Raw genomic sequence first — 26,180 nt, 5'->3', positions numbered from 1 at the left:
TCGCACGCCGGCCGGCAGGTGTTGCGCCGCTGCTCCGTCGGAGCGCGGCGCAAGCCACACCTGCACCGATATTTCCCAGGAGACAAACCCATGCCAGGCCAAGGCAACACACACCCGTCCGTCCCGCTTTCCCGTTCCGTGCCCGCCGACGGCGGTCACGGCAAATTCAAGAAGCAGCTGTCGCTGACCGACCTGACGTTCATCGGCCTCGGTGCGATTTTCGGTTCGGGGTGGCTGTTCGCCGCGAGTCACGTGTCGACGATCGCCGGCCCGGCCGGCATCTTCTCGTGGCTGCTCGGCGGCTTCGCGGTGCTGCTGCTCGGCATCGTCTACTGCGAGCTCGGCGCCGCGCTGCCGCGCGCGGGCGGCGTGGTCCGCTACCCGGTGTTCTCGCACGGCCCGCTGCTCGGCTACCTGATGGGCTTCATCACGCTGATCGCGTTCTCGAGCCTGATCGCGATCGAAGTGGTCGCCGCGCGCCAATATGCGGCCGCGTGGTTTCCCGGTCTCACCAAGGCCGGATCGAGCGACCCGACGACGCTCGGCTGGCTCGTGCAGGCCGCGCTGCTGTGCTTGTTCTTTTACCTGAACTATTCGAGCGTGAAGACGTTCGCGAAGGCGAACAACATCATCAGCATCTTCAAGTTCATCGTGCCGCTGTCGGTGATCGCGGTGCTGTTCACGTTCTTCAAGCCCGCCAACCTGACCATGCACGGCTTCGCGCCGTTCGGCATGCCGGGCATCGAGATGGCCGTATCGGCCGGCGGCATCATCTTCGCGTACCTCGGCCTCACGCCGATCGTGTCGGTCGCGAGCGAAGTGCGCAATCCGCAGCGCACGATCCCGATCGCGCTGATCCTGTCGATCCTGCTGTCCACGCTGATCTACGTGCTGCTGCAGCTCGCCTTCATCGGCAGCATCCCAACCGACATGCTCGCCGCCGGCTGGCACGACGTGAGCAAGGCGTTCTCGCTGCCGTACCGCGACATCGCGCTCGCACTCGGCGTAGGCTGGCTCGCGGTGATGGTGGTGGCCGACGCGATGATCTCGCCGAGCGGCTGCGGCAACATCTACATGAACGCGACGCCGCGCGTCGTCTACGGCTGGGCGAAGACGGGCACGTTCTTCAAGGTGTTCACGCGTGTCGACGAGGCATCGGGCATCCCGCGCGCAGGCCTGTGGCTCACGTTCGGCCTCGCGATCTTCTGGACCATGCCGTTCCCGTCGTGGGAAGCGCTGATCAATATCGTGTCGGCCGCGCTCGTGCTGAGCTATGCGGTCGCGCCCGTGTCGGTCGCCGCGCTGCGCCGCACCGCGCCCGGCCTGCCGCGGCCGTTCCGCGCGGTGGCGTTCGGCATCACCGGCCCCGCGTCGTTCGTGATCGCCGCGCTGATCGTCTACTGGTCGGGCTGGAGCACGGTGTCCTGGCTGCTCGGCCTGCAGATCGTGATGTTCGTGATCTATCTCGCGTGCCGCCGCTGGGTGCCGACCGCGCATCTGAGCCTCGCCGAACAGGTGCGCTCGTCCGCGTGGCTGATCGCGTTCTACGCGGCGATGATCGTGCTGTCGTACTTCGGCGGCTTCGGCGGCACGGGCCAGCTCGCTCATCCGTACGACACGGTCGTCGTCGCGGCCGTCGCGCTCGTGATCTTCTACTGGGGCGCCAACACCGGCATCCGTTCCGACAAGCTGCAGCTCGAAGACGACGAAGACTGACGCACCCGCTTTCCCCTTTCCACTCCGGCCGGGCGCATCACGTCCGGCCCCGCATTTTCCGAGGAAGAACCATGCAACTCACAGGTCAGCTCCTGATCGGCCAGTCGGCCGTCGCCGGACAGAACGGCACCCTTCACGCGATCGCCGCCGCGACCGGCGAACCGCTCGAACCTGCGTTCGGCGGCACGAGCCTGCACGACCTGGAGACGGCCTGCGCGCTCGCCGACGAAGCCTTCGACACGTATCGCGAAACGGGACCCGAGCAACGCGCCGCGTTTCTCGACGCGATCGGCCGCAACATCATGGCGCTCGGCGACGACCTGATCGAGCGCTGCGTCACCGAAACGGGGCTGCCGCGTGCACGCATCGAAGGCGAACGCGGCCGCACGGTCGGCCAGCTCGCGCTGTTCGCGTCGCTCGTGCGCGACGGCGGCTACGTCGATGCGCGCATCGACCCGGCCCGCCCCGACCGCAAGCCGCTGCCGCGCGTCGACCTGCGGCTGCGCAACGTCGCGATCGGGCCGGTCGCCGTGTTCGGCGCGTCGAACTTCCCGCTCGCGTTCTCGGTCGCGGGCGGCGATACGGCATCGGCACTCGCGGCCGGCTGCCCGGTGATCGTCAAGGCGCACTCCGCGCACCCTGGCACGTCCGAGCTCGTCGGCCGTGCGATCCAGCAGGCCGTGCGCGAATGCGGGCTGCCGGCCGGCGTGTTCTCGCTGCTGTTCGACGCGTCGCGTGAAATCGGCCAGGCGCTCGTCGCCGATCCGCGCATCAAGGCCGTCGGCTTCACCGGCTCGCGCCGCGGCGGCGTCGCGCTGATGAACATCGCGGCCGCGCGCCACGAGCCGATTCCGGTCTATGCGGAAATGAGCTCGATCAACCCGGTGCTGCTGTTCCCGGCCGCGCTCGACGCGCGCCACGACACGATCGCGCCGCAGTTCGTCGCGTCGCTCGCCCTCGGCGCCGGCCAGTTCTGCACGAACCCGGGCCTCGTGCTCGCGGTCGACGGCCCCGCGCTGCGCGCGTTCGAAGCCGCGGCGGCCACCGCCGTGCAGGCAACCGCCGCGCAGACGATGCTGACGCCGCACATCCACGCGAGCTATGCACAAGGCGTGGCCACCCTGCGCGCGCACGACGCGGTCGAGTTGCTCGCGGAAGGCGTGGAAGGCGGCCGCTACCAGGCGCGCGCGGCGCTGTTCGCGACGTCGGCGGACGCGTTCATCGCCCACCCCGAACTGCGCGACGAAGTGTTCGGCCCCGCGTCGCTGATCGTGCGCTGCCCGGATGCCGACACGCTGCACCGCGTGCTGAAGTCGCTCGAAGGCCAGCTGACCATCGCCGCGCATCTCGCCGACGGCGACGCCGCGCTGTTCGCCGCGCTGCGCCCGACGCTCGAGCGCAAGGCCGGCCGCATTCTCGTCAACGGCTTCGGCACGGGCGTCGAGGTCGGTCATGCGATGGTGCACGGCGGCCCGTTCCCGGCCACGTCCGACACGCGCACGACGTCGGTCGGCGCACGCGCGATCGAGCGCTTCCTGCGCCCTGTGTCGTACCAGGACGTGCCGGACGCGCTGCTGCCCGACGCCATCCGCAACGGCAACCCGTTGAACGTGCCGCAACGCATCGACGGCGTGCCCGCGCCGCGGGAAGCGCGCGATGTCTGAGCCGCTCGCCGACGTCGTCCTGTCGCTCGACGAGGTGCACGCACTCGCGCTGCGGGTGCTGACGCACCACGGGATGTCCGATGCGCACGCGCAGGCGATCGCCAGCGTGATCACGCAGGGCCAGCGCGACGAGTGCCACTCGCACGGCGTGTACCGGCTGCTCGTGTGCGTGCGCTCGCTGAAGAAGGGCAAGGTCGATCCACAGGCCGTGCCGACGCTGCGCCGGCTGTCGTCGTCGATCGTCTCGGTCGACGCGCATCGCGGCTTCTCGCTGCTGAGCTTCGAGACCGGCCTGCCGGTGCTCGTCGAGATGGCGAAGCAGCACGGAATCGCCGCGATGACGATCAACCGCTGCTACCACTTCTCGGCGCTGTGGCCCGAGGTCGAGGCGATCGCCGCCGAGGGGCTGGCCGGCATCGCGATGAACCCGAGCCACAGCTGGGTCGCGCCGGAAGGCGGCCGCGAACCGGTGTTCGGCACGAACCCGATCGCATTCGCGTGGCCGCGCCCGGACGGCGTGCCGTTCGTGTTCGATTTCGCGACCAGCGCGATCGCGCGCGGCGACATCGAGCTGCATGCGAAACAGGGCAAGGCGATCCCGCCGCACTGGGCGATCGACGCCGATGGCCAGCCGACCACCGACCCGAAGGCCGCGCTGCAGGGTGCGATGCGCACCTTCGGCGGGCACAAGGGTTCGGCGCTCGCGGCGATGGTCGAACTGCTCGGCGGCGCGCTGATCGGCGACATGACGAGCCAGGAGTCGATGGAATTCGACGAAGGCGTCGGCGCGACGCCGTGCCACGGCGAACTCGTGATCGCGTTCGACCCGAAGGTGTTCCTCGGCGACGAGCTCGACGCGGGCCTCGCGCGCGGCGAGCGGATGTTCGCGTCGATCACCGGGCAAGGCGCGCGGCTGCCGTCGCAACGGCGCTTCGATGCCCGCGCGCGCAGCATCGCGCACGGCGTGCGGATTCCGAAGGCGCTGTACGACGAAATCCTGGCGCTGCTCGACTGACGCGCGATCGACGGGTACGGCGCACGGCTTCATCGTCGGCAGAACGGGCGATGAAGCCGCCGCCCGGCTCCGCCGGCGATGGCCGGCGTCCGCCTTCGTGCCCGGTGCGCCCGGTTCGCCTTCACGCTCGGCGCACCGAGGCGCAGTCCGGCGCACCACGCCACCCGCGCCCGCGCCCGCGCCCTCGCCCTCGCCCTCGCCCGCGCCCGCGCCCGCGGGCGCCGCACGTCCGGCGGCTGTGGGATAATCGTCCGGTTTGCCCAGGGCGCAGCTCAAGAGGTTGTTCGCACGGGCGCGCGAGAGGCCTTTATTCCCGTGCCTCCACCCTTTTCCGCGATATTTCTTCAGCCATCACCATGCCCACATACCGTTCCAAAACCTCCACCGCCGGCCGCAACATGGCAGGTGCGCGCTCGCTGTGGCGCGCCACCGGCATGAAAGACGACGATTTCTCGAAGCCGATCATCGCGGTCGTCAACTCGTTCACGCAGTTCGTGCCCGGGCACGTGCACCTGAAGGATCTCGGCCAGCTCGTCGCGCGCGAGATCGAGGCCGCCGGCGGCGTCGCGAAGGAATTCAACACGATCGCGGTCGACGACGGCATCGCGATGGGCCATGACGGCATGCTCTACTCGCTGCCGAGCCGCGACATCATCGCCGACTCGGTCGAGTACATGGTGAACGCGCACTGCGCGGACGCGATGGTGTGCATCTCGAACTGCGACAAGATCACGCCGGGGATGCTGATGGCCGCGATGCGCCTGAACATCCCGGTGATCTTCGTGTCGGGCGGCCCGATGGAAGCCGGCAAGACGCGCCTCGCGAACCCGGTCACCAAGACCGTCGAGCTGAAGAAGCTCGACCTCGTCGACGCGATGGTGATCGCGGCCGACCAGTCGTATTCGGATGCCGACGTCGCCGAAGTCGAACGCTCGGCGTGCCCGACCTGCGGTTCGTGCTCGGGCATGTTCACCGCGAACTCGATGAACTGCCTGACCGAAGCGCTCGGCCTGTCGCTGCCCGGCAACGGCACGGTCGTCGCGACGCACGCCGATCGCGAGCAGCTGTTCAAGCGCGCCGGCCGCCGCATCGTCGAACTCACGCGCCAGCACTACGAGCAGGACGACCTGAGCGCGCTGCCGCGCTCGGTCGGCTTCAAGGCGTTCGAGAACGCGATGACGCTCGACATCGCGATGGGCGGTTCGACCAACACGATCCTGCACCTGCTGGCGATCGCGCAGGAAGCCGGCATCGACTTCACGATGAAGGACATCGATCGCCTGTCGCGCAGCGTGCCGCAGCTGTGCAAGGTCGCGCCGAACACGAACAAATACCACATCGAGGACGTGCACCGCGCCGGCGGCATCATGGCGATCCTCGGCGAGCTCGACCGCGCCGGCAAGCTGCACACCGACGTGCCGACCGTGCACGCGCCGACGCTGAAGGACGCGCTCGACCAGTGGGACATCGTCCGCACCGAAGACGAAGCGGTCCGCACGTTCTATCTGGCCGGCCCGGCCGGGATCCCGACGCAGGTCGCGTTCAGCCAGGACTCGCGCTGGCCGAGCCTCGATCTCGACCGCGCCGAAGGCTGCATCCGCTCGTACGAGCATGCGTTCTCGAAGGAAGGCGGCCTCGCCGTGCTGACCGGCAACATCGCGCTCGACGGCTGCGTGGTGAAGACGGCCGGCGTCGATGAAAGCATCCTCGTGTTCGAGGGCTCGGCCCACGTGACCGAATCGCAGGACGAAGCGGTCGAGAACATCCTGAACGACAAGGTCAAGGCCGGCGACGTCGTGATCGTCCGCTACGAAGGCCCGAAGGGCGGCCCCGGCATGCAGGAAATGCTGTACCCGACGAGCTACATCAAATCGAAGGGCCTCGGCAAGGCATGCGCGCTGCTGACCGACGGCCGCTTCTCGGGCGGCACGTCGGGTCTGTCGATCGGTCACTGCTCGCCGGAAGCGGCGGCGGGCGGCGCGATCGGCCTCGTGCGCGACGGCGACAAGATCCGCATCGACATCCCGAACCGCACGATCGACGTGCTCGTTTCGGACGAGGAACTCGCACGGCGCCGCGAGGAGCAGAACGCGAAGGGCTGGAAACCGGCGCAACCGCGCCCGCGCAAGGTGTCCGCCGCGCTGAAGGCCTATGCGAAGCTGGTGATGTCGGCCGACAAGGGCGCCGTGCGCGACCTGTCGCTGCTCGACGACTGACGCGCGGCGGCGGGCCGTACGACGGGGCCGCCCGCGTCGATCGCGAGCCGCTCGCCGGAGCGGCATCGGACTGCTGACGAACCCCACGTTTTTCGGAGCGTGGGGTTTCGTTTTTTTCAGGAACAGGCTTGCAGGGGCGCGATGAGCGAGCCGACCGAATTGCTTTTCATCCGGCCCCGGCCATGGGCCGCGACACCGGTGCCGTCAGGCGATCAATGCCGGAACTCGTCGGTGCCGCGCCCGCCGCCGCCGTGATCTCCGCCGCCGTTTCCGCCGCCTTGCGGCCGTGCGCCGTAACCGCCGCCACCCTGATGCGTCTGCGGCACCATCATCCTGACCGCGCCACCGCTGGGTGCGGGTGGCGGCGGCGCCGGCTGACGGGCGCCGGCCGCGCCCGGCATCGGCGCAGGCGCGGGTGCGGCCTGTTGCGCCGGCGCCGGCGCGCGGTTCGGGCCGTTCCAGCCGCCGCGCGTGGCCGACGGCCGTGCATCATGCCGCTCGGGCGGCTCGCCGCCCGGCGCGCGCTGAACCGGCCCGCCCGGCTGCGGGCGCCCGTAGGCCGGCGGCATCCCGCCGGGGCCGATGCGCGGCTCGGCACGACGCTCCCAGCGATCGCGATCGTGAAACCACGGCCGGTGGCGGTAGTAGCGGTCCCAGTACGCGCCGATCGCGAACCCGGTCACCGGCACGCCGACGATCGCGCCGTATTCGAGCAACGGCACGTAATTGCCCTGGTACGGATAGTCGAGCTGCTCCGCGTCGATCCAGCCGCGCACGCCCGGCAGCGCGACGTCGCACCATGAGTAGTCGCTGAGGCAGCCGAACACGTCCAGCGCGGTGCCGGGGGGGACCTGCGCGACGACCGGATAATCGGGTGCCGGCCCCGCATAGATTTCGGCCCCGGAGTTCGTGTAGGCGCTGCTTTGCGCGTCGGCGAGGCCCGGTATCGCGGCGACACCGAACAGGACGACGCACAGACTTCGGATGATCGTGTTGCTCATGTTGCTCTCCCGCGCGGTGCCGCCGCGCGTCGGTCAGTGTCGATGGCCCCCGCCCCAATGCCCGCCTCCCCAGTGGCCGCCGCCCCAGGGACGGCGCCAGTACCCGCCGCGGTAACCGCCGCCCCAATGCCCCCAGAAGCCGAGGCCGATCGTGACGGGCGGCCCGTACCAGCCCGGGTAATACGCGGGATAGTAGGCTGGGTAAGGCACATAGACCGGCGCGGCATATACCGGAGCCGGCGCGTCGGCGTAGTCGTCCGCCGGCGGCGGCACGGCCGGCACCGCGGGGGGCGACGGGACGACCGGCCCGGCATTTGCCGGCGCTGCCGGGAGTTCGCGCTGCGACACCGTGGCAGGCACGGGTGCGTAATACGGCGCATAGCCGTACGGGCTCGTGTAATAACAACCGCTCAGCGCGAGCATGGCCAGCGCCATGACGGCAGGCCTCGCGGCGGAAATCGGGTTCATTTCATGCTCCGCAGGAATCCGCGCGTCGCCGCGTGGCGCGCGCCTGACTCTAGCTTACGTCCCCCGCATATTTCTGCGGGTTTGATCCGTTACTTTTTGTTTCCACGGATCGAATGCGGGTCGCAACCGGGCGGGCATGCCGCATGCTCGCGCGTCAGCCGCGCCGACGTTGAAGTTGACGCAAATGCCCTCAACTTGAACATCGAGTCAGGCTGGCCGGCGCGGACGGGCGTTCGCGGCCTCCGGGAGCCTGAAACCCGCGGACTTCGGCCCGCCCAGACAGGAACGCGGCTCACGCCGCCATCGACATGACTACGCCACGCCCCACGCTTCGGGCGGACACGCCCCTCGATCCGATCATCCAGCTGCTGGCGCTTGCCGGCGAACAGGGTTATCTGACGCACGCCGACCTCGTCGACGCGCTGCCGCCGGAAAGCGACAGCCCCGACGCGCTGGACGTCGTGCGCGCCGCGCTCGCGGACATCGGCATCGCCGTGCTCGACGAGCCGGTCGCGCCGGTGCCGTTCGCGGGCGCGGCGCCGGTCGACGTCGATCGCGACGCGCTCGACGAGGGCCGCGCGCTGCTCGGCGATCTGGCCCGCGGCACGAGCGCATCGACCGATCCGCTCGCGCTCTACATGCGGCGCATCCATGCGGTGCCCCTGCTCAAGCGCGAGGACGAAATCGTGCTGGCCCGCGAGATCGAAACGGGCCGCCATCAGATACTGCACGCGCTCGCCGGCTGTCCGGCGGCCGTCGAGGCGCTGCTCGCGCGCCACGGCGCGACGAGCGCAACCGGCGCGGCCGCCAACGAAGGCGATGACATCGGCGACGGCGAAGGCAACGCACCGGTGCCTGCACGCTACGACACGCTGCAGGACGCGGTGACGGCCGTGCGCCGCGCATTGCACGCGCAGGGCTGCCGCTCGGCCGAATACCGCGACGCGCGCAACCGTCTGGCCGCGCTGCTCGGTTCGCTCGCGTGGGTTGCACCGGCCGTCGACGACGCTAGCCGCGTCGTGCGCGCACTGGCCGCCGCGCCGGTCGACGCCGCGACGGACGCCACCGCGGGCACCGACGCCGCGTGCTTCGACACGGTCGCGCGGCGCGCACTCGGCGCAGCGCTCAGCGACGGCCAGCAAAAAGTGCGCGACGGTACGCGCGCGATGCTCGAGGCGAACCTGCGGCTCGTGCTGTCGATCGCGCGCAAGTACATGAACCGCGGCGTCGACCTGCCCGACCTCGTGCAGGACGGCTGCCTCGGCCTGATGCGCGCGATCGAGAAGTTCGAATACCGGCGCGGCTTCAAGTTCTCGACCTACGCGACCTGGTGGATCCGGCAGGCGGTCGCGCGCGCGGTGGCCGATCGCGCGCGCACGATCCGCGTGCCGGTGCACGTCGGCGACCAGTACCAGCGCGTGCATCGGCACGCACTGCGCTTTCGCCAGCGCACCGGCCGGCGCGCGACGCCGGCCGAACTCGCGGCCGAAACCGGGCTCGCCGAGGACAAGCTGCGCGCGGTGCTCGCGCTCCCTGCCGAGCCGGTGTCGCTCGACACGCCGCTGCCCGACGCGGACGCCGGCCTCGTCGACCTGATCGAGGACCAGGCATCGGCGAGCCCGTTCGAGCAGCTGGCCGACACGCGGATGCGCGAATGCGTGACGTCGCTGCTGCGCTCGGTCACGCCGGCCGAGGCCGACGTGCTGCGCCGCCGGTTCGGCCTCGGCGGCGCCGAGCCCGACACCTACGACGCGATCGCGCAGGACGCGGGCATGTCGCGCGAACGCGTGCGGCAGATCGAGAAGCGCGCGCTCGCCGCGCTGCGCACGGCCGCGGAGGCGGAAGGCGCGCAGACGTTCCTCGAAGCGTGACGCATCGCACGTTCGTGCCGCGGCCCGGCACGAACGCGCGCGGCCCGCTTCCGCCTGTGAAACGTTTGCTATTGACGCGCATCAAGTTTTGTTCGTCGCCCCTCCCGACAATATGTTGAAATAAAAGGTGGACCGGCGCGTTACCCGCCGTGTCCATTCCGTTTGCACATCCCCGGGCTCCGCACATGCAAACGACCATCGGCCAGACACACGAGGAAAACCGGCAAATCGCGGCCTGCCTGCGCGAAGCCGCGCAGTTGCTTGCAGAACAGGGAGCGAATCCTTATCGGGTGGCCGCCTACCGCGCGTCGGCCGACACGATCGCGTCGCTCGAAGACGGCATCCGCACCCGGTTCGACGCGGGCGGCGTCGATTCGCTCGGTGCACTGCCGGAGATCGGCACGGGCGTCGCCCAGGCGATCGCCGAACTGCTGGTGACCGGACGCTGGCGCCTGCTCGACCGGCTGCGCGGCGACGCGGAGCGCGCGTCCGCATTCGAAGCCGTGCCGGGCATCGGCCATGCGCTCGCGCTGCGGATTCACGACCAGCTGCACATCGATACGCTCGAGGATCTCGAACGCGCGGCCCGCAGCGGCCAGCTCGAAGCGATCGCGGGCGTCGGCCCGCGTCGCGCGGCCGGCATCCGCGCGGCGCTCGACGACGTGCTGACCCGGCGCCGGCGCTGGCAAGGCCACACGCGCAACGCCGATCTCGGCACGGAACCGCCGGTCGAGCTGCTGCTGTATATCGACCGCCTGTACCGCAACAAGGCCGCCGCCGGCATCCTGCCCACGCTCGTGTCACGCCGGCTGAACGCGGACCTGAGCGTTCAGCCGCCCGTGATGCACATGACCAAAGGCGGCTGGCATTTCACCGCGCTGTGCCCGTATCCCGTTCGCCCGCAGGAGTCCACCCGCACCGCCGACTGGGTCGCGCTCTACTTCTACGATGCATTGCAATGCGAATACCAGAGGACGGTCGTCACCGAAACGCTCGGCTCGCTCGTCGGCAAGCGCATCGTGCGCGGACGCGAGATGGAGTGTCGTGTGTATTACGCGGGATGATCCGCTCGGGGGCGCTGGCCGCCGCGGTACGGACGCCCCGCCGCCCGCCCGCGCGCCCCGTCCGTTCCGGCAAACCGGACCGCCTGACCGCTTACGTGCCGTCCGTCTTCGTGCGGCGCACCGGATGACGATGCGCGGCGATGCGCAGCAGCTTGCGGAACGACGGACACTCGAGATGACTCGGCGCCGAGCACACGGCCGCATGGCGCAACGCATCGCGCACCGCGCCGAGACGGCGGATCGTACGGTCGAGTTCGTCGGCCTTGTCGTCGAGTTTCGCGCGGTCGATCGCGGGACGGCCGTCCGCGCCGAACATCGCAAGAATGTCGTCGAGCGAAAAGCCGGCCTCGCGGCCGAGCGCGATCAGCGCCAGGCGCTCGAGCACCGATTCGTCGTACTGGCGCCGCAGCCCGTGACGGCCGGTCGGCACGATCAATCCCTTTTCCTCGTAGTAGCGCAGCGTCGACGCGGGCAATCCCGAGCGGCGCGCGACATCGGCGATGTCCAGACGGCTCATGCTTGATCTCAAGTGAACTTGAGGTTGCAAGATAGCGGCCCGACTCCTCCGACACAAGCCCGGACCGCCCCGCCGTTGCCGCAGCCGCCCCGCTGCTGCCGGCCGATTGAGCGGCGCCGCGCCCGCGTCATTCGCCGCCGCTGTCGATCAGGTTGTGGCGCACGCGCCCGAGCAGGCGCACGAGCGTGTCGCGCTCGTCGCGCGTGAAGCCGCGCAGCCCGTCGTCGGTGACGGTGTCGCCCACTTCCAGCATCTGCGGAAAGATCTCGCGCGACTTGTCGGTCAGCCGGATCACGAACGCGCGGCGATCGTCGTCGTTCGCGATGCGTTCGATCCACCCGCAGCCTTCCATCCGGTCGAGCAGCCGCGTCAGCGAGATCGGCGTGATCTCGAGCCACTCCGCGAGCCGCGCCTGATTCATCTCGCCCTTCCACGTCAGGTACGCGAGCACGCGGCTTTGCGCGCGCGTCAGTCCGAGGCGCTTCGCGCGCCGGTCGAACAGGCGTCCTTGCAGGCGGGCCACGTCGGTGATCAGGTAGCCGATCCGGTTCTCGTAAGTCTTGTCCATGCGGCGATTATAGGGGCAGGCCGCGAATGACCCGCGGCTCGGATCAAGCGATGAGCACAAACATAATAAGCATGCTTATAATTCGAGCCGTACCGGATCGCCGCCCACGGCGACCGCCACACGGAGACACCCGCTTGAATCCCGCCGCCGACGCCCCCGCCTCGCCGCCCGCCCTCAATCGGCCGATGCTGACCCTGTCGATCATGCTCGCGACGCTGATCCAGACGCTCGACAGCACGATCGCGAACGTCGCGCTGCCGCACATGCAGGGCACGCTGTCCGCGTCGCAGGACGAGATCACCTGGGTGCTGACTTCCTACATCGTCGCCGCCGCGATCGCGACGCCGCTGACCGGCTGGCTGTCCGACCGGCTCAGCATGAAACGGCTGCTGACGATCTCGATCGCGGGCTTCACGATCGCGTCCGCGCTGTGCGGGCTGTCCGAGTCGCTCGTGCAGATCGTCGGCGCGCGGCTGCTGCAGGGCGTGTTCGGCGCCGCGCTGGTGCCGCTGTCGCAGTCGATCCTGCTCGACATCAACCCGCGCGAGAAACAGGGCCAGGCGATGGCGATCTGGGGGATGGGCGTGATGGTCGGCCCGATCCTCGGCCCGACGCTCGGCGGCTGGCTCACCGACAGCTACAACTGGCGCTGGGTGTTCTTCATCAACGTGCCGATCGGCGCGTTCGCACTGGCCGGCGTGCTGACCTTCCTGCCCGCGCGCGCACCGCGCCCGCACGTAAAGTTCGACGCGTTCGGCTTCGCGACGCTCGCGCTCGCGATCGGCGCGTTCCAGGCGATGCTCGACCGCGGCGAACAGCTCGACTGGTTCGGTTCATACGAAATCCGCATCGAGGCGCTCGTCGCGGCGCTGAGCTTCGCGTTCTTCCTCGTGCATACGGCAACCGCCGGTCACGCGTCGTTCTTCAAGTCCGAGCTGCTGCGCGACCCGAACTTCGCGACCGGCACGCTGTTCATCTTCGTCGTCGGCGCGGTGCTGTACGCAACGCGCGCGCTGCTGCCGCCGATGCTGCAGAACCTGATGGGCTATCCGGTCGCGACGACCGGCCTCGTCACCGCGCCGAGCGGCGCGGGCACGATGATCGCGATGCTGTTCGTCGGACGATTGCTGAAATACGTGGACGCGCGGGTGCTGCTGCTCGCCGGGCTGGCGATTTCCGCGCTCGCGCTGTGGCAGATGATGCAGTACACGATCGTGCTGTCCGAAGCGGACATCGTGTGGCCCGGGGTGGTCCAGGGCTTCGGCCTGGGGCTCGTGTTCGTTCCGCTGAGCGCGCTGTCGTTCTCGACGCTGCAGCCCGAGCTGCGCGCGGACGGCACGGCCACCTACAGCCTGATGCGCAACATCGGCAGCAGTATCGGCATCTCGATCGTCCAGACGCTGATGACGCGCAACACGCAGGTCGCGCATGCCGACCTCGCGACCCACATCACGCCGTTCGACCCGGCCGTGCAGGCGATGGCCGGCAGCCACGTCGACATCGCGCTGCTCGACCGCACGATCAACCAGCAGGCCGCGATGATCGCCTACCTGAACGACTTCAAGCTGATGTTCGTCGCGACGCTGCTGATGATCCCGCTGTTGCTGCTGATCCGCCCGCCGCAGAAAACGGCGAGCGTCGACGTCGCGCACGCGGCGATGGATTGACTCAGTGCGGCGGGCACCTACTTGCCCGCCGCGGGTCGCGACGTCAGGCCTTCATCGTCCCGGTGCGCACGTAGCGCTCGTGCCACGACAGCGCCTCGGCGAGCAGGTGCGGCGTGTGCTTGCCGAAGCTCTCGCGCGACGCGCGCTCGAAGTAGTCCTCGAGCATCGGCCGGTAGTCGGGATGCGCGCAGGTCGCGATGATCTTGCGCGCGCGCTGCTTCGGCGACAGGCCGCGCAGGTCGGCGAGCCCCTGCTCGGTGACGACCACCGCGACGTCGTGCTCGGTATGGTCGACGTGGCTCGCCATCGGCACGATCCGCGAGATCGCGCCGCCCTTCGCGGTACTCGCCGACATGAAGCACGACAGGTAGCCGTTGCGCGCGAAGTCGCCCGAGCCGCCGATGCCGTTCTGGATCTTCGTGCCCATCACGTGCGTCGAGTTCACGTTGCCGTAGATGTCGGCCTCGATCATCCCGTTCATCGCGATGCAGCCGAGGCGGCGCACGAGTTCCGGATGGTTGCTGATCTCCTGCGGGCGCAGCAGGATCTTTTCGCGGAACGTCGCGATCTCGTCCGCGAAGCGCTGCACCGCGGCCGGGCTCAGCGACAACGCCGTGGCCGACGCGAAGCTCAGCGTGCCGTCGTCGAGCAGGTCGAGCATGCCGTCCTGGATCACTTCCGTGTACGCGGTCAGGTTCGAGAAGCCGGCCGAGCTGAGTTCCGCGAGCACCGCGTTCGTGATGTTGCCGACGCCCGACTGCAGCGGCAGCAGGTTTTCAGGCAGGCGGCCGCGCTTCACCTCGTGGCGCAGGAAGTCGATCAGTTGCAGCGCGATCTGTTTCGACGTGGCGTCCGGCGCGGAGAATGCGTTGCTGCGGTCCGGCGCGTCGGTCTCGACGATCGCGACGATCTTCTCGGCCGGGCAGCGCAGGTACGGCTCGCCGATCCGGTCGTCGCTTTTCGTCAGCGGAATCGGCTTGCGGTGCGGCGGCAGCGCGGTGCCGTAATAGACGTCGTGCATCCCGTCGAGGCCGAGCGGCTGGCGCGCGTTGACTTCGAGGATCACGTGCTTCGCCTGCTCGAGCCACGTCTTGTTGTTGCCGATCGACGCGGACGGAATCAGCAGCCCGTCCTCGCGGATACCCGCGACTTCGACGATCGCGACGTCGAGGTCGCCGTACAGCCCGAACCATGCGTATTGCGCGACGTGGCTCAGGTGGACGTCCTGGTAGTCGACTTCGCCGTTGTTGATCTTGTCGCGCAGCGTCGGGTCGGACTGGTACGGCAGGCGCATCGAGATGCCGTTGGTGCGGGCGAGCGCGCCGTCGAGTTCCGGCGCGGTCGATGCGCCGGTCAGCACGTTGATCCGGAAGTCCTCGCCGCGCGCATGGGCCGCGTCGATGTGGGCGGCGAGCGCGGCGGGCACGGCCTTCGGATAGCCGGAACCGGTGAAGCCGCTCATGGCGACGGTCATGCCGGGACGGATCAGCGCGGCGGCTTCGTCGGCGGTGCGGACGAGCGAACGCAGGGCGGGAGCGAGGATGCGTGAAGAAGACATGGCTGTATATCTGACGCTTTTGGTCTGTCGTTGACGTCGCGGGGGGTGTCTCCTGGGCGACGCGAAGCCCTTGGGGCCGCGAGGGGCGGCCCGGCACCACGGGCACGGTCGGAGTATCGCAGAGGCCATCGCCGCGAAATGTCCGTTGAATGCAAAAGATACTTGCCGAATGCGTCGGGTATCGAACGGCCGTTCTGTGACAGCGCGCGGCCGCGCATCGAATGCAATCGAAAGGTGCGCGAAAGCAGACCGCCAGTTTGCCGCGCACGGATTGCAAGCTGCTGAACGCCAATCGATCGATATCTTTCCGGATTGACCGCGTAAACGCGGGGAATCCGCATGCGACGGCCGATCGGCGATCGCCGCGGCCGATTGTCGCCCGACGCGGCTTTTGCGGGCCTGATGCACATCAACGCAGCGACGCGCGCGGAGCGCTGCCGGGCCCGCGCGCAAGGCCCGTCCGCCCTTGACAGCCGCGCGATGCGAACCACACTGAAGCTGGTAAGTCCCGCCTGTGCGAACGCCGTTTCGCGCATCCGGTTCGCAACCGGGCGATGTCCGGAATACGCGGTAACACTCCCGCATGTCAGGACATTGATCGAATAAAAAGCAACAAATTACAATTCCGTATATATTTCGCCGATGGACCAAAGAAAAACCGCCACACGTTCCGAACCGCCCCTGCCACGCACCTGGGATGCGCGGCTCGCGCGCTCGCTCGTACGCCCGCTGATCGATACGCCCGTCACCCCGAATCACCTCACTACCCTTCGTCTGCTGATCGGCCTCGCCGGTGCCTGGTGCCTCGCGCAAGGCGGCTTCGGCTGGATCAACGCGGGGGCATTCCTGATCGTGCTGTCGAACTTCGTCGACCACACCGACGGCGAACTCGCGCGCATCAGCGGCAAGTCCAGCAAGATCGGTCACTTTTACGACCTCGCGGCCGACGCGCTCGTGACGGTCGCGCTGTTCGTCAGCATGGGCCTCGGCATCGTCGCCCAGGGCGGCCAGATGGCCGCGTCGCCGGTGCTGCTCGGCGCGGTGGCCGGCGCGGCCGTCGCGCTGATCTTCTTCCTGCGCATGCGGATCGAATCGATCGCCGGCAAGGCCGGCACCAAGCAGGCGTTCGCCGGCGGCTTCGAGACGGAAGACGTGCTCTACCTGCTGCCGCTCGTGACGCTCGTCGACGGCGTCCAGCCGTTCCTGCTCGCGGCATCGATCGGCGCCCCGCTGTTCGCCGCGTGGGTCGTGATCGACTGGTGGCGCATCGTCCGCCGCGGCAATCTCCCGCAGAACCCTACCGAAATCCAGGTTTCCAAATGACTCCTAGCACGCGCGACGACTCCGTGCTGAGCCCGGCACGCCCCGCGCCTGCGCGCGCGGCAGCGGCCGATCCCGATCGCACCGTGGCCGACTGCGTCGGCCGTCTCGACCTCGACCGCCTGCGCGGCGACTACACGCGCCAGGGCTCGTTCCTGTACCTCGACGCATTCCTGCCGGCCGACGCGCACGCGAAGCTCGCGGCCGCCGCCCGCGCGATGCAGGCTAGCCTGAACCGCAATTACCTGCCCGGCCACAAGCAGGGCGGCAGCGTGAGCCGGCACACGATCGACGAGCAGGCGCCGTACATCGCGGAGCTGTACCGCTCGAAGGCGCTGATCGGCTTCCTCGAGAAGGTCACCGGCGACAAGCTGATGCTGTCGCCGGACGACGATCCGCATGCGTACGCGCTGTACTACTACACGAAGCCGGGCGACCACATCGGCTGGCACTACGACACGTCGTACTACGACGGCCGCCGCTACACGCTGCTGATCGGCGTGATCGACGAGTCGTCGTGCCGGCTCGACTACGAACTGCACACGCGCAATCCCGACGTGCCCGACGAACCGGGTTCCGTGCAGATCGCCGACGGCGGCATCGTGCTGTTCGACGGCGACAAGCTGCGCCATCGCATCACGCCGCTCGGCCAGAACGAGACGCGCGTGTCGCTCACTTTCGAATACGTGACCAACCCCGGCATGCGGCCGTGGAAGCGCTTCATCTCGAACATGAAGGACGCGATCGCGTATTTCGGTTTCCGCCAGGTGTTCAAGCAGCTGGCTACGCGACGGTCGAGCGGGTCATGACACGCGCCGGCCTGATCCTGCTGTCCCTCGGAACGGCACTGTTCGTCGCCCTGCTCGCGTGGCAGGGCGTCGGCGCGGTCGCGTCGACGTTCCTCGCGGCCGGCTGGGGCCTCGCGCTCGTCGCGGCATTCCACGTCGTCCCGCTCGTGATCGACGCGCTGGCGATCTCGGTGATGTTCCGCCGCGGCCAGCCGGGCGCCGAACTCGGCAACGCGCTGCGCGCGCGCTGGGTCGGCGAATCGGTGAACAGCCTGCTGCCCGCCGGGCAGATCGGCGGCCCGGTGCTGATGGTGCGCCACCTCGCGCAGCGCGGCACGCGGATGGCCGACGCGGCCGCCGCGGTCACCGTCAGCACGACGATGCAGGCGCTCGCGCAGATGGCGTTCGCGCTGATCGGCATCGCCACGTTCAGCGTGTATGCGACGCACGAGTCGGTCGCGCACCTGCGCACGCCGGCGCTGATCGCCACCGGCGTGCTCGGCGCGCTGGCCGTCGCGTTCTACGCGGCGCAGCGGCGCGGGCTGTTCGGCCGCGGGCTGCGTCTCGCGTCGAAGCTGCTCGGCCCGCGCGACTGGTCGTCGCTCGCGACCCGCGCGGACGCGATCGACGACGCGGTCGGCGCGCTGTACCGCGATCGCGCGAAGGTCGCGAAGACCTTCGGATTGAGCCTCGTCGGCTGGATCGTCGGCACCGCCGAAGTGTGGCTCGCGCTGCACTTCCTCGGGCACCCGGTCAGCTGGCTCGACGCGCTGCTGCTCGAGAGCGTCGGCCAGGCGATTCGCGGTGCGGCGTTCGCGATCCCCGGCTCGCTCGGCGCACAGGAAGGCGGTTACCTGCTGCTCGCCCCGCTGGTCGGCCTGCCGCCCGACGCGGCGCTCGCGCTGTCGCTCGCGAAGCGCGCGCGCGAACTCGCGCTCGGCCTGCCCGGCCTGCTCTATCTGCATTTCAGTGAAAGAAACTGGCAGCGGCGCCGTGCGCCGCAGCCCATCGCCGACTGATCGTTCAGATCCGCCGGCTTTTTGGTTGGAGAACCCATGCGAGCCATCATTCTTGCGGCAGGCCTCGGCTTGCGCCTGCAACAACCGCCCGAGGCGCAATACCCGAAGTGCCTGCTGCGCTTCGACGACGTGTCGCTGCTCGAGCGCCATCTGCGTGTGCTCGACGCCGCGGGCGTCGATGAAATCGTGCTCGGGCTCGGCTTTCAGCACGAGAAGGTCGAGCAGGAACTGAAGCGCCTCGGCCGCACCGCCGAGATCGTGATCAACGAGCGCTACGACCTCGGCAGCGTGCTGACCGTGCATACCGTCGCCGATGCGATGACGCGCGGCGGCGACGTGCTGCTGATGGACGCCGACGTGCTGTACGACGAGAACATCCTGCACGCGCTGGTCGCCGACGCCGACAAGTCGGTCGACCGCCTGCTGATCGATCGCGACTTCGAGGCCGGCGACGAACCCGTCAAGCTGTGCCTGAAGAACGGCGTGCCGGTCGAGCTGCGCAAGCAGCTCGCGGTCGACCTCGACTACGACACGATCGGCGAGTCGGTCGGCTTCTTCCGCTTCACCGAAGGCACCGCGCGCCGCCTCGCGAAAATCGTCGCGGGCTACGTCGACAGCGGCCGCGCGAACATGCCGCACGAGGAAGCCGTGCGCGACCTGCTGCTCGAAGGCGGCCACGCGTTCGACGTCGCCGACGTCACGGGTTCGCCGTGGATCGAGATCGACTTCCCGAACGACGTCGCACGTGCGACGCAAGAAATTCTCCCCCTGATTCAACGCACGACCGCCGGAGCCGCACGATGAACGCACGCGAACCCAACTTCTCCGAATCGCGCAGCGCACGCCTGCGCCGCATGCTCGTCAGCAGCGAACTCGAATTCCTGATGGAAGCGCACAACGGCCTGTCCGCGCGCATCGTCCGCGAAGCGGGCTTCAAGGGGATCTGGGCATCGGGCCTCGCGATCTCCGCGCAGTTCGGCGTGCGCGACAACAACGAGGCAAGCTGGACGCAGGTCGTCGACGTGCTCGAGTTCATGGCCGACGCGAGCGACCTGCCGATCCTGCTCGACGGCGACACCGGCTACGGCAACTTCAACAACGTGCGCCGCCTCGTGAAGAAGCTCGAGCAGCGCGGCATCGCCGGCGTCTGTATCGAGGACAAGCAGTTCCCGAAGACCAACAGCTTCATCGGCGGCGAGCGCCAGCCGCTCGCGGAAATCGACGAGTTCTGCGGCAAGATCAAGGCCGGCAAGGATTCGCAGACCGATCCCGACTTCTCGATCGTCGCGCGTGTCGAAGCGCTGATCGCAGGCTGGGGGATGGACGAGGCGCTGCGTCGAGCGAACGCGTACGCGGAAGCCGGCGCCGATGCAATCCTGATCCACAGCAAGCTGTCGCGCCCGGACGAGATCCTGCAGTTCGCGCGCGAATGGAGCGGCAAGGCGCCGCTCGTGATCGTGCCGACCAAGTACTACAGCACGCCGACCGACGTGTTCCGCCAGGCCGGCATCAGCACCGTGATCTGGGCGAACCACCTGATCCGCGCGTCGGCATCCGCGATGCAGGCGACCGCGCGCGAGATCCACGAGAGCGAAACGCTGATCAACGTCGAGGACCGCGTTGCATCGGTCAACGAGATCTTCCGCCTGCAGGACGCCGACGAGTACTCCGCCGCCGAGCGTATCTACCTGTCGTCGTCGTCGCGCGCGTCGAACGCCGCGATCGTGCTCGCCGCGAGCCGCGGCAAGGGCCTCGAAGCCGTCACCGAAGACAAGCCGAAGGTCATGCTGCCGGTCGCCGGCAAGCCGCTGCTGCGCTGGCTCGTCGACGGCTTCAAGACGCACGGCGTGAACGACATCACCGTGGTCGGCGGCTATCGCGCCGACGCGATCGACACGTCGGGCATCAAGCTCGTGGTCAACGAACGCCATGCACAGACGGGCGAACTCGCGTCGCTCGCATGTGCGGCCGAACGCCTGACCGGCGACACCGTGATCTCGTACGGCGACCTGCTGTTCCGCAGCTACATCGTGCGCGACCTCGCGGAGAGCGAGGCCGAGTTCAGCGTGGTGGTCGATTCGTCGCTCACGGAAACCAACCAGAGCGTGCGCGACTTCGCGCTGTGCTCGGCGGCGGACGACCGCGGCCTGTTCGGCCAGAAGACGTATCTGCAGCGTGTGTCGAGCGACGTCGCCGCCGGCACGCCGCACGGCCGCTGGATCGGTCTCCTGAACGTGCGCGGCGCGGGCGTCGACCGCCTGAAGGCGATGCTCGCGACGCTGCAGGCGCGCGACGATTTCGACACGCTCGACATCCCGTCGCTGCTCAACGAGCTGATCGCCGCCGGCGAGAAGATCGAGGTCCAGTACGTGCACGGCCACTGGCGCGGCGTCAACGATCTGGAAGACTTCCGCCGCGCGGGCGACTTCGCGCACGGCCAGACGCCGCTGTCCGCGCCGGGCGCCGGCAACGGGGGCGCGCAATGATCGAAGCGGCCCAGTTCGTCGAGGCCGCGCGCGAACGCGGTTTCGACTGGTACGCGGGCGTGCCCTGCTCGTACCTGACGCCGTTCATCAACTACGTGCTGCAGGACCCGACGCTGAACTACGTGTCGGCCGCGAACGAAGGCGACGCGGTCGCGCTGATCGCCGGCGCCACGCTCGGCGGCAAGCGCGGGATCGCGATGATGCAGAACTCGGGGCTCGGCAACGCGGTGAGCCCGCTCACGTCGCTGACCTGGACGTTCCGGCTGCCGCAGCTGCTGATCGTCACGTGGCGCGGCCAGCCGGGCGTCGCCGACGAGCCGCAGCACGCGCTGATGGGCCCGATCACGCCGGCGATGCTCGACACGATGGAGATCCCGTGGGAGACGTTCCCGACCGACCCCGAACAGGTCGGCCCGGCGCTCGACCGCGCGATCGCGCACATGGACGCGACGGGCCGCCCGTACGCGCTCGTGATGCAGAAAGGCAGCGTCGCGCCGTATGAGCTGAAGGCGAATCCGGCAGCAGCGCCGCGCGCGCATGTCGCCGCGCAAGCGTCGTCGCGTGCCGCGTCGACCGACGCGTGGCCGAGCCGCCACGACGCGCTGCAGCGCGTGATCGCGCACACGCCGGTCGATTCGACCGTCGTGCTCGCGTCGACCGGCTTCTGCGGCCGCGAGCTCTATGCGATCGACGACCGCCCGAACCAGCTGTACATGGTCGGCTCGATGGGCTGCGTGACGCCGCTCGCGCTCGGTCTCGCGCTCGCGCGCCCCGACCTGCGCGTGGTGGCCGTCGACGGCGACGGCGCCGCGCTGATGCGCATGGGCGTGTTCGCGACGCTCGGCACCTACGGCCCGGCCAACCTCACGCACGTGCTGCTCGATAACGGCGCGCACGAATCGACGGGCGGCCAGGCGACCGTGTCGCAGCATGTGTCGTTCGCGGGTGTCGCGGCCGCATGCGGCTATGCGTCGGCCGTCGAAGGCGACACGCTCGACGTGCTCGATGCGACGCTCGCCGCGCGGGCCGACGGTGCGCAGTTCGTGCGCGTGGCGATCCGCACGGGCGTGCCCGACGGCCTGCCCCGCCCGACCGTCACGCCGGTCGAGGTCAAGACCCGCCTGATGCGGCATATCGGCGCCGCACAGGCTGAAGCCCACGCCGAAGGAGCTCATTGATGCTGCTGCTGAATCCCGGCCCGGTCACGCTCACCGAACGCGTGCGCCGCAGCCTGCTGCAACCCGACCTGTGCCACCGCGAAAGCGAATTCTTCGATTTGCAGGATGAAGCGCGTGCGCGCCTCGTCGCCGCATACGAGCTCGATCCGGCCGAATGGGCCGCCGTGCTGATGACCGGCTCGGGCACCGCCGCCGTCGAAAGCATGATCGCGGCGCTCGTGCCGCAGGACGGCAAGCTGCTCGTGGTCGAGAACGGCGTGTACGGCGAGCGCATCACGCAGATCGCGACGCAGTACGGGATCGCGCACGACGTGCTGAAGCACGAATGGATGCAGGCGCCCGATCTCGCGCAGATCGCCGCGCGTCTCGACGCGGGCGGTTATTCGCACGTCGCGGTGATTCATCACGAAACGACGACCGGCCGGCTGAACGACCTCGGCGCGATCGCGGACGTGTGCCGCGCACGCGGCGTGAAGATGCTCGTCGACGGCGTCAGCAGCTTCGGCGCCGAAGCGATCGACTTCGCCGGCGGCGTGATCGACGCGGTCGCCGCGACCGCGAACAAGTGCCTGCACGGCGTGCCGGGTGCCGCGTTCGTGATCGTGCGCCGCAGCGCGCTCGCGAAGGCCGCGAGCCGCACGTATTACCTTGATCTCGGCCGGCTCGCGAAGCTGCAGGATCAGCGCAATACGCCGTTCACGCCGTCCGTGCACGCGTACTACGCGCTCGTCGAGGCGCTGCGCGAGTTCGATGAGGCCGGCGGCTGGCGTGCGCGGCATGCGCACTACAAGGCGCTCGCCGATCAGGCGCAGGCCGGGCTCGCGGCGCGCGGGATGTCGCTCGTGCTGCCGGAAGGCGCGTCGTCGGTCGTGCTGCGTGCGTACCGGCTGCCGCAAGGCGTCACGTACGAGACGCTGCACGACGGGCTGAAGGCCCGTGGCTTCGTGATTTATGCGGGGCAAGGCGGGTTGTCGAAGGAACTGTTCCGGATCTCGACGATGGGCGCGATTCAAGCGGCCGATGTCGAGCGGTTGCTGGAGGGGTTTGCCGCGTTGACGCAATGAACGTTGCTCACACCTTCATCCGTCAGAGGCCCGCAAGGGCCTTTTTTGTTGTTCGGGAAGTCGCGTGAGTATCGACGTGTCACCACTGCCCGCAGCCGTTCGACTTGCGGCCACGCAGCCCGGATGTCGTCATGGCACTCAACTCTTGTCCGAACCTGTCGTTAACGCAGGATGGCCGCTCTCGAGAGGGCGATGTTCCGGCGTTTGGGTGCGCTGGACATGGGATCGTCGAATGTGGTGCCGGGGGTCACGGTACCGCGCTCGCCGCCACGATGCCTCGAGCGACGGGGCAATACCCCGCTTGCGAATCCGACGAGTACGCAACCATTCGAGGCGAGCGGAATCAGATCTTGCCGGCTCGCCGCAGACGAGCCCGCAGATTGCCGGATCGCAATGCGCCGGCAAGGTTTTTTCGTGTTGGTTAGAAAATGTATCCGAACAGTTACGATGTGCCAATCGCGCGCCTGATCGCGCGTCAGCTTCTATCTTGCGCACCCGCCACGCCGGTGCGGGAGGTCGCGCGACGCATGTTCGCCGAGCACTGCAGCTCGATCGTCGTGATGCAGGATGACCAGGTCGTCGGGATCTGGACCGAGCATGATGCACTGTCGGCCAGCGACGATCCGCGCGGGCTCGATCGGCCGGTCAGCGAGGTGATGAGCCATCCGGTGCTGACGCTCGAGGCCAATACGCCGCTGGGTGAAGCTGCGATGAAGTTCACGCAGTCGGGCGTGCGGCACTTCGTCGTGGTCCGGGATGGTGTCGCGATCGGTGTGCTGACGCAGACCGACGTCGTCGTGAATCAGGGGCCGGAATTTTTCCTCCACCTGAAGCCGATCGAATCGATCTCCGTCCATCCGCCCGTCGTGGTGCCCGAGCATGCCGCGCTGCACGCAGTCATCGCGCAGATGCGCACGCAACGGCTCGATGCGATCCTCGTCGGCTACGACGACGGCGAGCGCGGCATCCTGACCGAACGGGATGTCGTCCGGCTCCTGGCGGACGGGGGAGCCCAAGGCGCGGTCGGGGCCTTCGCCAGCAAGCCGCTGCAGATGCTGTCCGCCCGGCAGAGTCTGTATGCCGCGCAGCGCTTCATGACCGAGCACAATATGCGGCACGTCGGCATCCAGGACGAGGGCGGCAGGCTCACCGGGCTGCTCTGTTTCGCGGACGTGCTGCAGAGCATCGAGCACGAATACGCGAACGAGCTGCGCAGCGCCTTGCGCGAGCGCGACGAAGCACTGGGTCTCGCCCGCTTCAACCTGCGCATGGCGGATCGGGTGTTCGAATCGGCGCTCGAAGGCATCATGGTGACCGACCGGCACGCGAAGATCGAGCGCGTCAACCAGGCCTTCACGCGCCTGACCGGGTACACCGAGGACGAAGTGATCGGGCGCAACCCGGGCATGCTGAGTTCAGGGCGCCAGACGCCCGAATTCTACAAGCAGCTGTGGCATTCGCTGACGACCGATGGCCACTGGCAAGGCGAAATCTGGAATCGCCGCAAGACCGGCGAGCTGTTTCTCGAATATCTGACGATCACCAGCATTCGCGACAACGCAGGCGAGATCTCCCACTATGCGGCGATCTTTTCCGACATCACGCAGCGGCGCCAGGCGGAAGAGCGGCTGGGCTATCTCGCCACGCACGACGTGCTCACCAATCTCGCGAACCGGGCACTGTTCGAGGAGCGGCTCGCGCACGCGATCGTCCAGGCGAAGCGGCTCGGCCGCAAGGTCGCGGTGATGTACCTCGATCTCGACCGCTTCAAGCTGGTCAACGATACGCTCGGTCACAACGCCGGCGACGAGGTGTTGAAGATCGTCGCGGGACGCATCGTCGCGGAAGTGCTCGCGAACGACACCGTGGCACGCATGGGCGGCGATGAATTCGCGCTCGTGCTGGAGGAGTTCGACGACGTCCGCGACGTCGGGCGCATTGCACGCACGCTGCTCGACGAAGTGGCGAGGCCCATCGATATCGGTGGCCGTGAGATCTTCGTGACACCGAGCATCGGCATCAGCATCTATCCGGACGACGGGATCGAGGCGGAGCACTTGATCCTGCTTGCGGACCAGGCGATGTACGGCGCGAAGAGTCGCGGCAGGAACGTGTTCCAGTTCTTCGAGAGCAAGATGACGTCGTCGGCGATCGAGCAGCTGGATATGCTCGGCGAGTTGCACCGCGCGCTCGAGCAGAATGAATTCCGCCTGTTCTACCAGCCGCAATACGATCTGACCAGCGGCCGGATCGTCGGCGTGGAGGCGTTGCTGCGCTGGTTGCATCCACGCAGGGGGCTGGTGCCGCCGGGCGACTTCATCGGGCTCGCGGAGCGGTCCGCGCTGATCGTCCCGATCGGCCGGTGGGTGCTCCATGAAGCCTGCCGCCAGGCGTGCCGCTGGCTCGACGAGGGCTTCGAGTTCGGGCGTGTGGCGGTGAACGTGTCGGCACGGCAATGCCTTACCGACCATTTCCTCGGCGACCTGACGACCATCCTCAGCGAAACCGCGTTGCCGACCGAACGCTTGCAGCTCGAGTTGCTCGAAAGCATGGCGATGAACACCCGCGAGGAAATCGGCATCCTGCTGCGCGAACTGGCGATCCGGGGAATCAGCCTGGCGATCGACGATTTCGGTACGGGATACTCGTCGCTGGTGTATCTGAAGGATCTGCCCGTCGATACGCTGAAGATCGATCAGTCGTTTCTCACGGACTGCGGTTCTGGCAGCACGGACGATGCGATCGTGCGCGCGATCGTTGCAATGGGCCGCGCGCTCGGGCTCGATGTCGTGATGGAGGGCGTAGAGACGGAAAAACAACTGGCCTTCCTGCAGGAGATCGGTTGCCATCAGGGGCAAGGTTTCCTGTTCGCGCGGCCGCAGCCCGCCGACCAGTTCGTCGGGATCTTGTCGCGCCACAGCGCGAAATTGCTGGTGGAGTGAGCCTTTCCGGCAGCGGGCACATGCGACTGCAAGCAATGCAAAGGCCCCATGATCGGGA

Annotated in this window: 20 protein-coding genes; 15 read left to right on the top strand and 5 right to left on the bottom strand. The window is 68.5% G+C overall.

Annotation, left to right across the window (positions count from 1 at the left end; translation table 11 throughout):
* Positions 1–90: 90 nt before the first annotated feature.
* The 4 genes from NQV17_RS11800 to ilvD all read left to right on the top strand — a co-directional run bounded on the left by NQV17_RS11800 (position 91) and on the right by ilvD (position 6,611).
* Positions 91–1,716 (top strand): APC family permease, encoded by a 1,626-nt coding sequence (locus NQV17_RS11800; protein WP_257772406.1) that lies wholly within the window; start codon positions 91–93, stop codon positions 1,714–1,716.
* 71 nt (positions 1,717–1,787) lie between these two features.
* A complete protein-coding gene (locus NQV17_RS11795; protein ID WP_257772405.1) occupies positions 1,788–3,380 on the top strand; it encodes an aldehyde dehydrogenase (NADP(+)) in 1,593 nt (530 codons plus the stop codon).
* Positions 3,373–4,395 carry an Ldh family oxidoreductase gene (locus NQV17_RS11790; protein WP_257772404.1) on the top strand — a complete coding sequence of 341 codons (1,023 nt, stop codon included), beginning with the start codon at positions 3,373–3,375 and terminating at the stop codon, positions 4,393–4,395. The genes NQV17_RS11795 and NQV17_RS11790 overlap by 8 nt, the downstream gene beginning before the upstream one ends.
* 356 nt (positions 4,396–4,751) lie before the next feature.
* Positions 4,752–6,611, top strand: coding sequence for a dihydroxy-acid dehydratase (gene ilvD / locus NQV17_RS11785; protein WP_257772403.1), 1,860 nt, complete (start codon positions 4,752–4,754; stop codon positions 6,609–6,611).
* 212 nt (positions 6,612–6,823) lie between these two features.
* On the opposite strand, the gene NQV17_RS11780 is transcribed toward ilvD, so the two are convergent.
* Both NQV17_RS11780 and NQV17_RS11775 read right to left on the bottom strand, forming a co-directional pair.
* Positions 6,824–7,612, bottom strand: coding sequence for an SH3 domain-containing protein (locus NQV17_RS11780; protein ID WP_257772402.1), 789 nt, complete (start codon positions 7,610–7,612; stop codon positions 6,824–6,826).
* A 33-nt stretch (positions 7,613–7,645) separates the two neighbouring features.
* Positions 7,646–8,080: a hypothetical protein gene (locus NQV17_RS11775; RefSeq protein WP_257772401.1), complete on the bottom strand. Its 435-nt coding sequence runs from the start codon at positions 8,078–8,080 to the stop codon at positions 7,646–7,648.
* A 308-nt stretch (positions 8,081–8,388) separates the two neighbouring features.
* Between NQV17_RS11775 and NQV17_RS11770 the strand changes: the two genes are divergently transcribed.
* Entirely contained in the window at positions 8,389–9,951 is a 1,563-nt protein-coding gene (locus NQV17_RS11770; protein WP_257772400.1) for a sigma-70 family RNA polymerase sigma factor, read from the top strand.
* Positions 9,952–10,136: 185 nt separating this feature from the next.
* Complete coding sequence (locus NQV17_RS11765; RefSeq protein WP_044843993.1) at positions 10,137–11,015, top strand: helix-hairpin-helix domain-containing protein; 879 nt, start codon at positions 10,137–10,139, stop codon at positions 11,013–11,015.
* A 91-nt stretch (positions 11,016–11,106) separates the two neighbouring features.
* Here NQV17_RS11765 and NQV17_RS11760 read toward each other — a convergent pair whose 3' ends face one another.
* Together NQV17_RS11760 and NQV17_RS11755 are read right to left on the bottom strand one after the other, a co-directional pair.
* Positions 11,107–11,532, bottom strand: coding sequence for a helix-turn-helix domain-containing protein (locus NQV17_RS11760; RefSeq protein ID WP_124920480.1), 426 nt, complete (start codon positions 11,530–11,532; stop codon positions 11,107–11,109).
* A gap of 127 nt (positions 11,533–11,659) precedes the next feature.
* The gene (locus NQV17_RS11755; protein WP_124665766.1) at positions 11,660–12,100 is read right to left on the bottom strand and encodes a MarR family winged helix-turn-helix transcriptional regulator; all 441 of its coding nucleotides are present in this window, start codon (positions 12,098–12,100) and stop codon (positions 11,660–11,662) included.
* 134 nt (positions 12,101–12,234) lie between these two features.
* Here NQV17_RS11755 and NQV17_RS11750 point away from each other — a divergent pair, with 134 nt between their 5' ends.
* Positions 12,235–13,767: a DHA2 family efflux MFS transporter permease subunit gene (locus tag NQV17_RS11750; protein ID WP_257772399.1), complete on the top strand. Its 1,533-nt coding sequence runs from the start codon at positions 12,235–12,237 to the stop codon at positions 13,765–13,767.
* 43 nt (positions 13,768–13,810) lie between these two features.
* On the opposite strand, the gene NQV17_RS11745 is transcribed toward NQV17_RS11750, so the two are convergent.
* The gene (locus NQV17_RS11745; RefSeq protein ID WP_044843989.1) at positions 13,811–15,325 is read right to left on the bottom strand and encodes an acetyl-CoA hydrolase/transferase family protein; all 1,515 of its coding nucleotides are present in this window, start codon (positions 15,323–15,325) and stop codon (positions 13,811–13,813) included.
* 642 nt (positions 15,326–15,967) lie between these two features.
* Between NQV17_RS11745 and NQV17_RS11740 the strand changes: the two genes are divergently transcribed.
* The 8 genes from NQV17_RS11740 (at position 15,968) to NQV17_RS11705 (ending at position 26,122) form a co-directional block, all read left to right on the top strand.
* On the top strand, positions 15,968–16,648 hold the full coding sequence (locus NQV17_RS11740) for a CDP-alcohol phosphatidyltransferase family protein (protein ID WP_257772398.1): 681 nt from the start codon (positions 15,968–15,970) through the stop codon (positions 16,646–16,648).
* On the top strand, positions 16,645–17,454 hold the full coding sequence (locus NQV17_RS11735) for a 2OG-Fe(II) oxygenase (RefSeq protein ID WP_257772397.1): 810 nt from the start codon (positions 16,645–16,647) through the stop codon (positions 17,452–17,454). The genes NQV17_RS11740 and NQV17_RS11735 overlap by 4 nt, the downstream gene beginning before the upstream one ends.
* The gene (locus NQV17_RS11730; RefSeq protein ID WP_257772396.1) at positions 17,451–18,452 is read left to right on the top strand and encodes an HpnL family protein; all 1,002 of its coding nucleotides are present in this window, start codon (positions 17,451–17,453) and stop codon (positions 18,450–18,452) included. Before NQV17_RS11735 ends, NQV17_RS11730 begins: the two co-directional genes overlap by 4 nt.
* Positions 18,453–18,488: 36 nt before the next feature.
* Positions 18,489–19,256: a phosphocholine cytidylyltransferase family protein gene (locus tag NQV17_RS11725; protein WP_257772395.1), complete on the top strand. Its 768-nt coding sequence runs from the start codon at positions 18,489–18,491 to the stop codon at positions 19,254–19,256.
* Positions 19,253–20,938: a phosphoenolpyruvate mutase gene (gene aepX, locus NQV17_RS11720; protein WP_257772394.1), complete on the top strand. Its 1,686-nt coding sequence runs from the start codon at positions 19,253–19,255 to the stop codon at positions 20,936–20,938. Before NQV17_RS11725 ends, aepX begins: the two co-directional genes overlap by 4 nt.
* The gene (aepY, locus tag NQV17_RS11715) at positions 20,935–22,116 is read left to right on the top strand and encodes a phosphonopyruvate decarboxylase (RefSeq protein WP_257772393.1); all 1,182 of its coding nucleotides are present in this window, start codon (positions 20,935–20,937) and stop codon (positions 22,114–22,116) included. The genes aepX and aepY overlap by 4 nt, the downstream gene beginning before the upstream one ends.
* Positions 22,116–23,180: a 2-aminoethylphosphonate aminotransferase gene (locus NQV17_RS11710; protein WP_257772392.1), complete on the top strand. Its 1,065-nt coding sequence runs from the start codon at positions 22,116–22,118 to the stop codon at positions 23,178–23,180. Before aepY ends, NQV17_RS11710 begins: the two co-directional genes overlap by 1 nt.
* A 428-nt stretch (positions 23,181–23,608) precedes the next feature.
* On the top strand, positions 23,609–26,122 hold the full coding sequence (locus NQV17_RS11705; protein ID WP_257772391.1) for an EAL domain-containing protein: 2,514 nt from the start codon (positions 23,609–23,611) through the stop codon (positions 26,120–26,122).
* The last annotated feature ends 58 nt before the right edge of the window (positions 26,123–26,180 follow it).

Source organism: Burkholderia sp. SCN-KJ (assembly GCF_024656005.1).
Taxonomy (GTDB): Bacteria; Pseudomonadota; Gammaproteobacteria; order Burkholderiales; family Burkholderiaceae; genus Burkholderia.
The sequence above is the reverse complement of the archived record's forward strand: the minus strand, read 5'-3'. Positions and strand labels throughout refer to the sequence as shown.

What these genes read in the sequence shown, in the direction of transcription:
- NQV17_RS11730 (WP_257772396.1), top strand. Translation starts at nt 17,451, where the DNA reads ATGACACGCGCCGGCCTGATCCTGCTGTCCCTCGGAACGGCACTGTTC.
- NQV17_RS11745 (WP_044843989.1), bottom strand. Translation starts at nt 15,325, where the DNA reads ATGTCTTCTTCACGCATCCTCGCTCCCGCCCTGCGTTCGCTCGTCCGC.
- NQV17_RS11780 (WP_257772402.1), bottom strand. Translation starts at nt 7,612, where the DNA reads ATGAGCAACACGATCATCCGAAGTCTGTGCGTCGTCCTGTTCGGTGTC.
- aepX (WP_257772394.1), top strand. Translation starts at nt 19,253, where the DNA reads ATGAACGCACGCGAACCCAACTTCTCCGAATCGCGCAGCGCACGCCTG.
- NQV17_RS11755 (WP_124665766.1), bottom strand. Translation starts at nt 12,100, where the DNA reads ATGGACAAGACTTACGAGAACCGGATCGGCTACCTGATCACCGACGTG.
- NQV17_RS11765 (WP_044843993.1), top strand. Translation starts at nt 10,137, where the DNA reads ATGCAAACGACCATCGGCCAGACACACGAGGAAAACCGGCAAATCGCG.
- NQV17_RS11790 (WP_257772404.1), top strand. Translation starts at nt 3,373, where the DNA reads ATGTCTGAGCCGCTCGCCGACGTCGTCCTGTCGCTCGACGAGGTGCAC.
- NQV17_RS11735 (WP_257772397.1), top strand. Translation starts at nt 16,645, where the DNA reads ATGACTCCTAGCACGCGCGACGACTCCGTGCTGAGCCCGGCACGCCCC.
- NQV17_RS11725 (WP_257772395.1), top strand. Translation starts at nt 18,489, where the DNA reads ATGCGAGCCATCATTCTTGCGGCAGGCCTCGGCTTGCGCCTGCAACAA.
- NQV17_RS11800 (WP_257772406.1), top strand. Translation starts at nt 91, where the DNA reads ATGCCAGGCCAAGGCAACACACACCCGTCCGTCCCGCTTTCCCGTTCC.
- NQV17_RS11770 (WP_257772400.1), top strand. Translation starts at nt 8,389, where the DNA reads ATGACTACGCCACGCCCCACGCTTCGGGCGGACACGCCCCTCGATCCG.
- NQV17_RS11710 (WP_257772392.1), top strand. Translation starts at nt 22,116, where the DNA reads ATGCTGCTGCTGAATCCCGGCCCGGTCACGCTCACCGAACGCGTGCGC.
- NQV17_RS11705 (WP_257772391.1), top strand. Translation starts at nt 23,609, where the DNA reads ATGTATCCGAACAGTTACGATGTGCCAATCGCGCGCCTGATCGCGCGT.
- ilvD (WP_257772403.1), top strand. Translation starts at nt 4,752, where the DNA reads ATGCCCACATACCGTTCCAAAACCTCCACCGCCGGCCGCAACATGGCA.
- NQV17_RS11740 (WP_257772398.1), top strand. Translation starts at nt 15,968, where the DNA reads ATGGACCAAAGAAAAACCGCCACACGTTCCGAACCGCCCCTGCCACGC.
- aepY (WP_257772393.1), top strand. Translation starts at nt 20,935, where the DNA reads ATGATCGAAGCGGCCCAGTTCGTCGAGGCCGCGCGCGAACGCGGTTTC.
- NQV17_RS11760 (WP_124920480.1), bottom strand. Translation starts at nt 11,532, where the DNA reads ATGAGCCGTCTGGACATCGCCGATGTCGCGCGCCGCTCGGGATTGCCC.
- NQV17_RS11775 (WP_257772401.1), bottom strand. Translation starts at nt 8,080, where the DNA reads ATGAACCCGATTTCCGCCGCGAGGCCTGCCGTCATGGCGCTGGCCATG.
- NQV17_RS11795 (WP_257772405.1), top strand. Translation starts at nt 1,788, where the DNA reads ATGCAACTCACAGGTCAGCTCCTGATCGGCCAGTCGGCCGTCGCCGGA.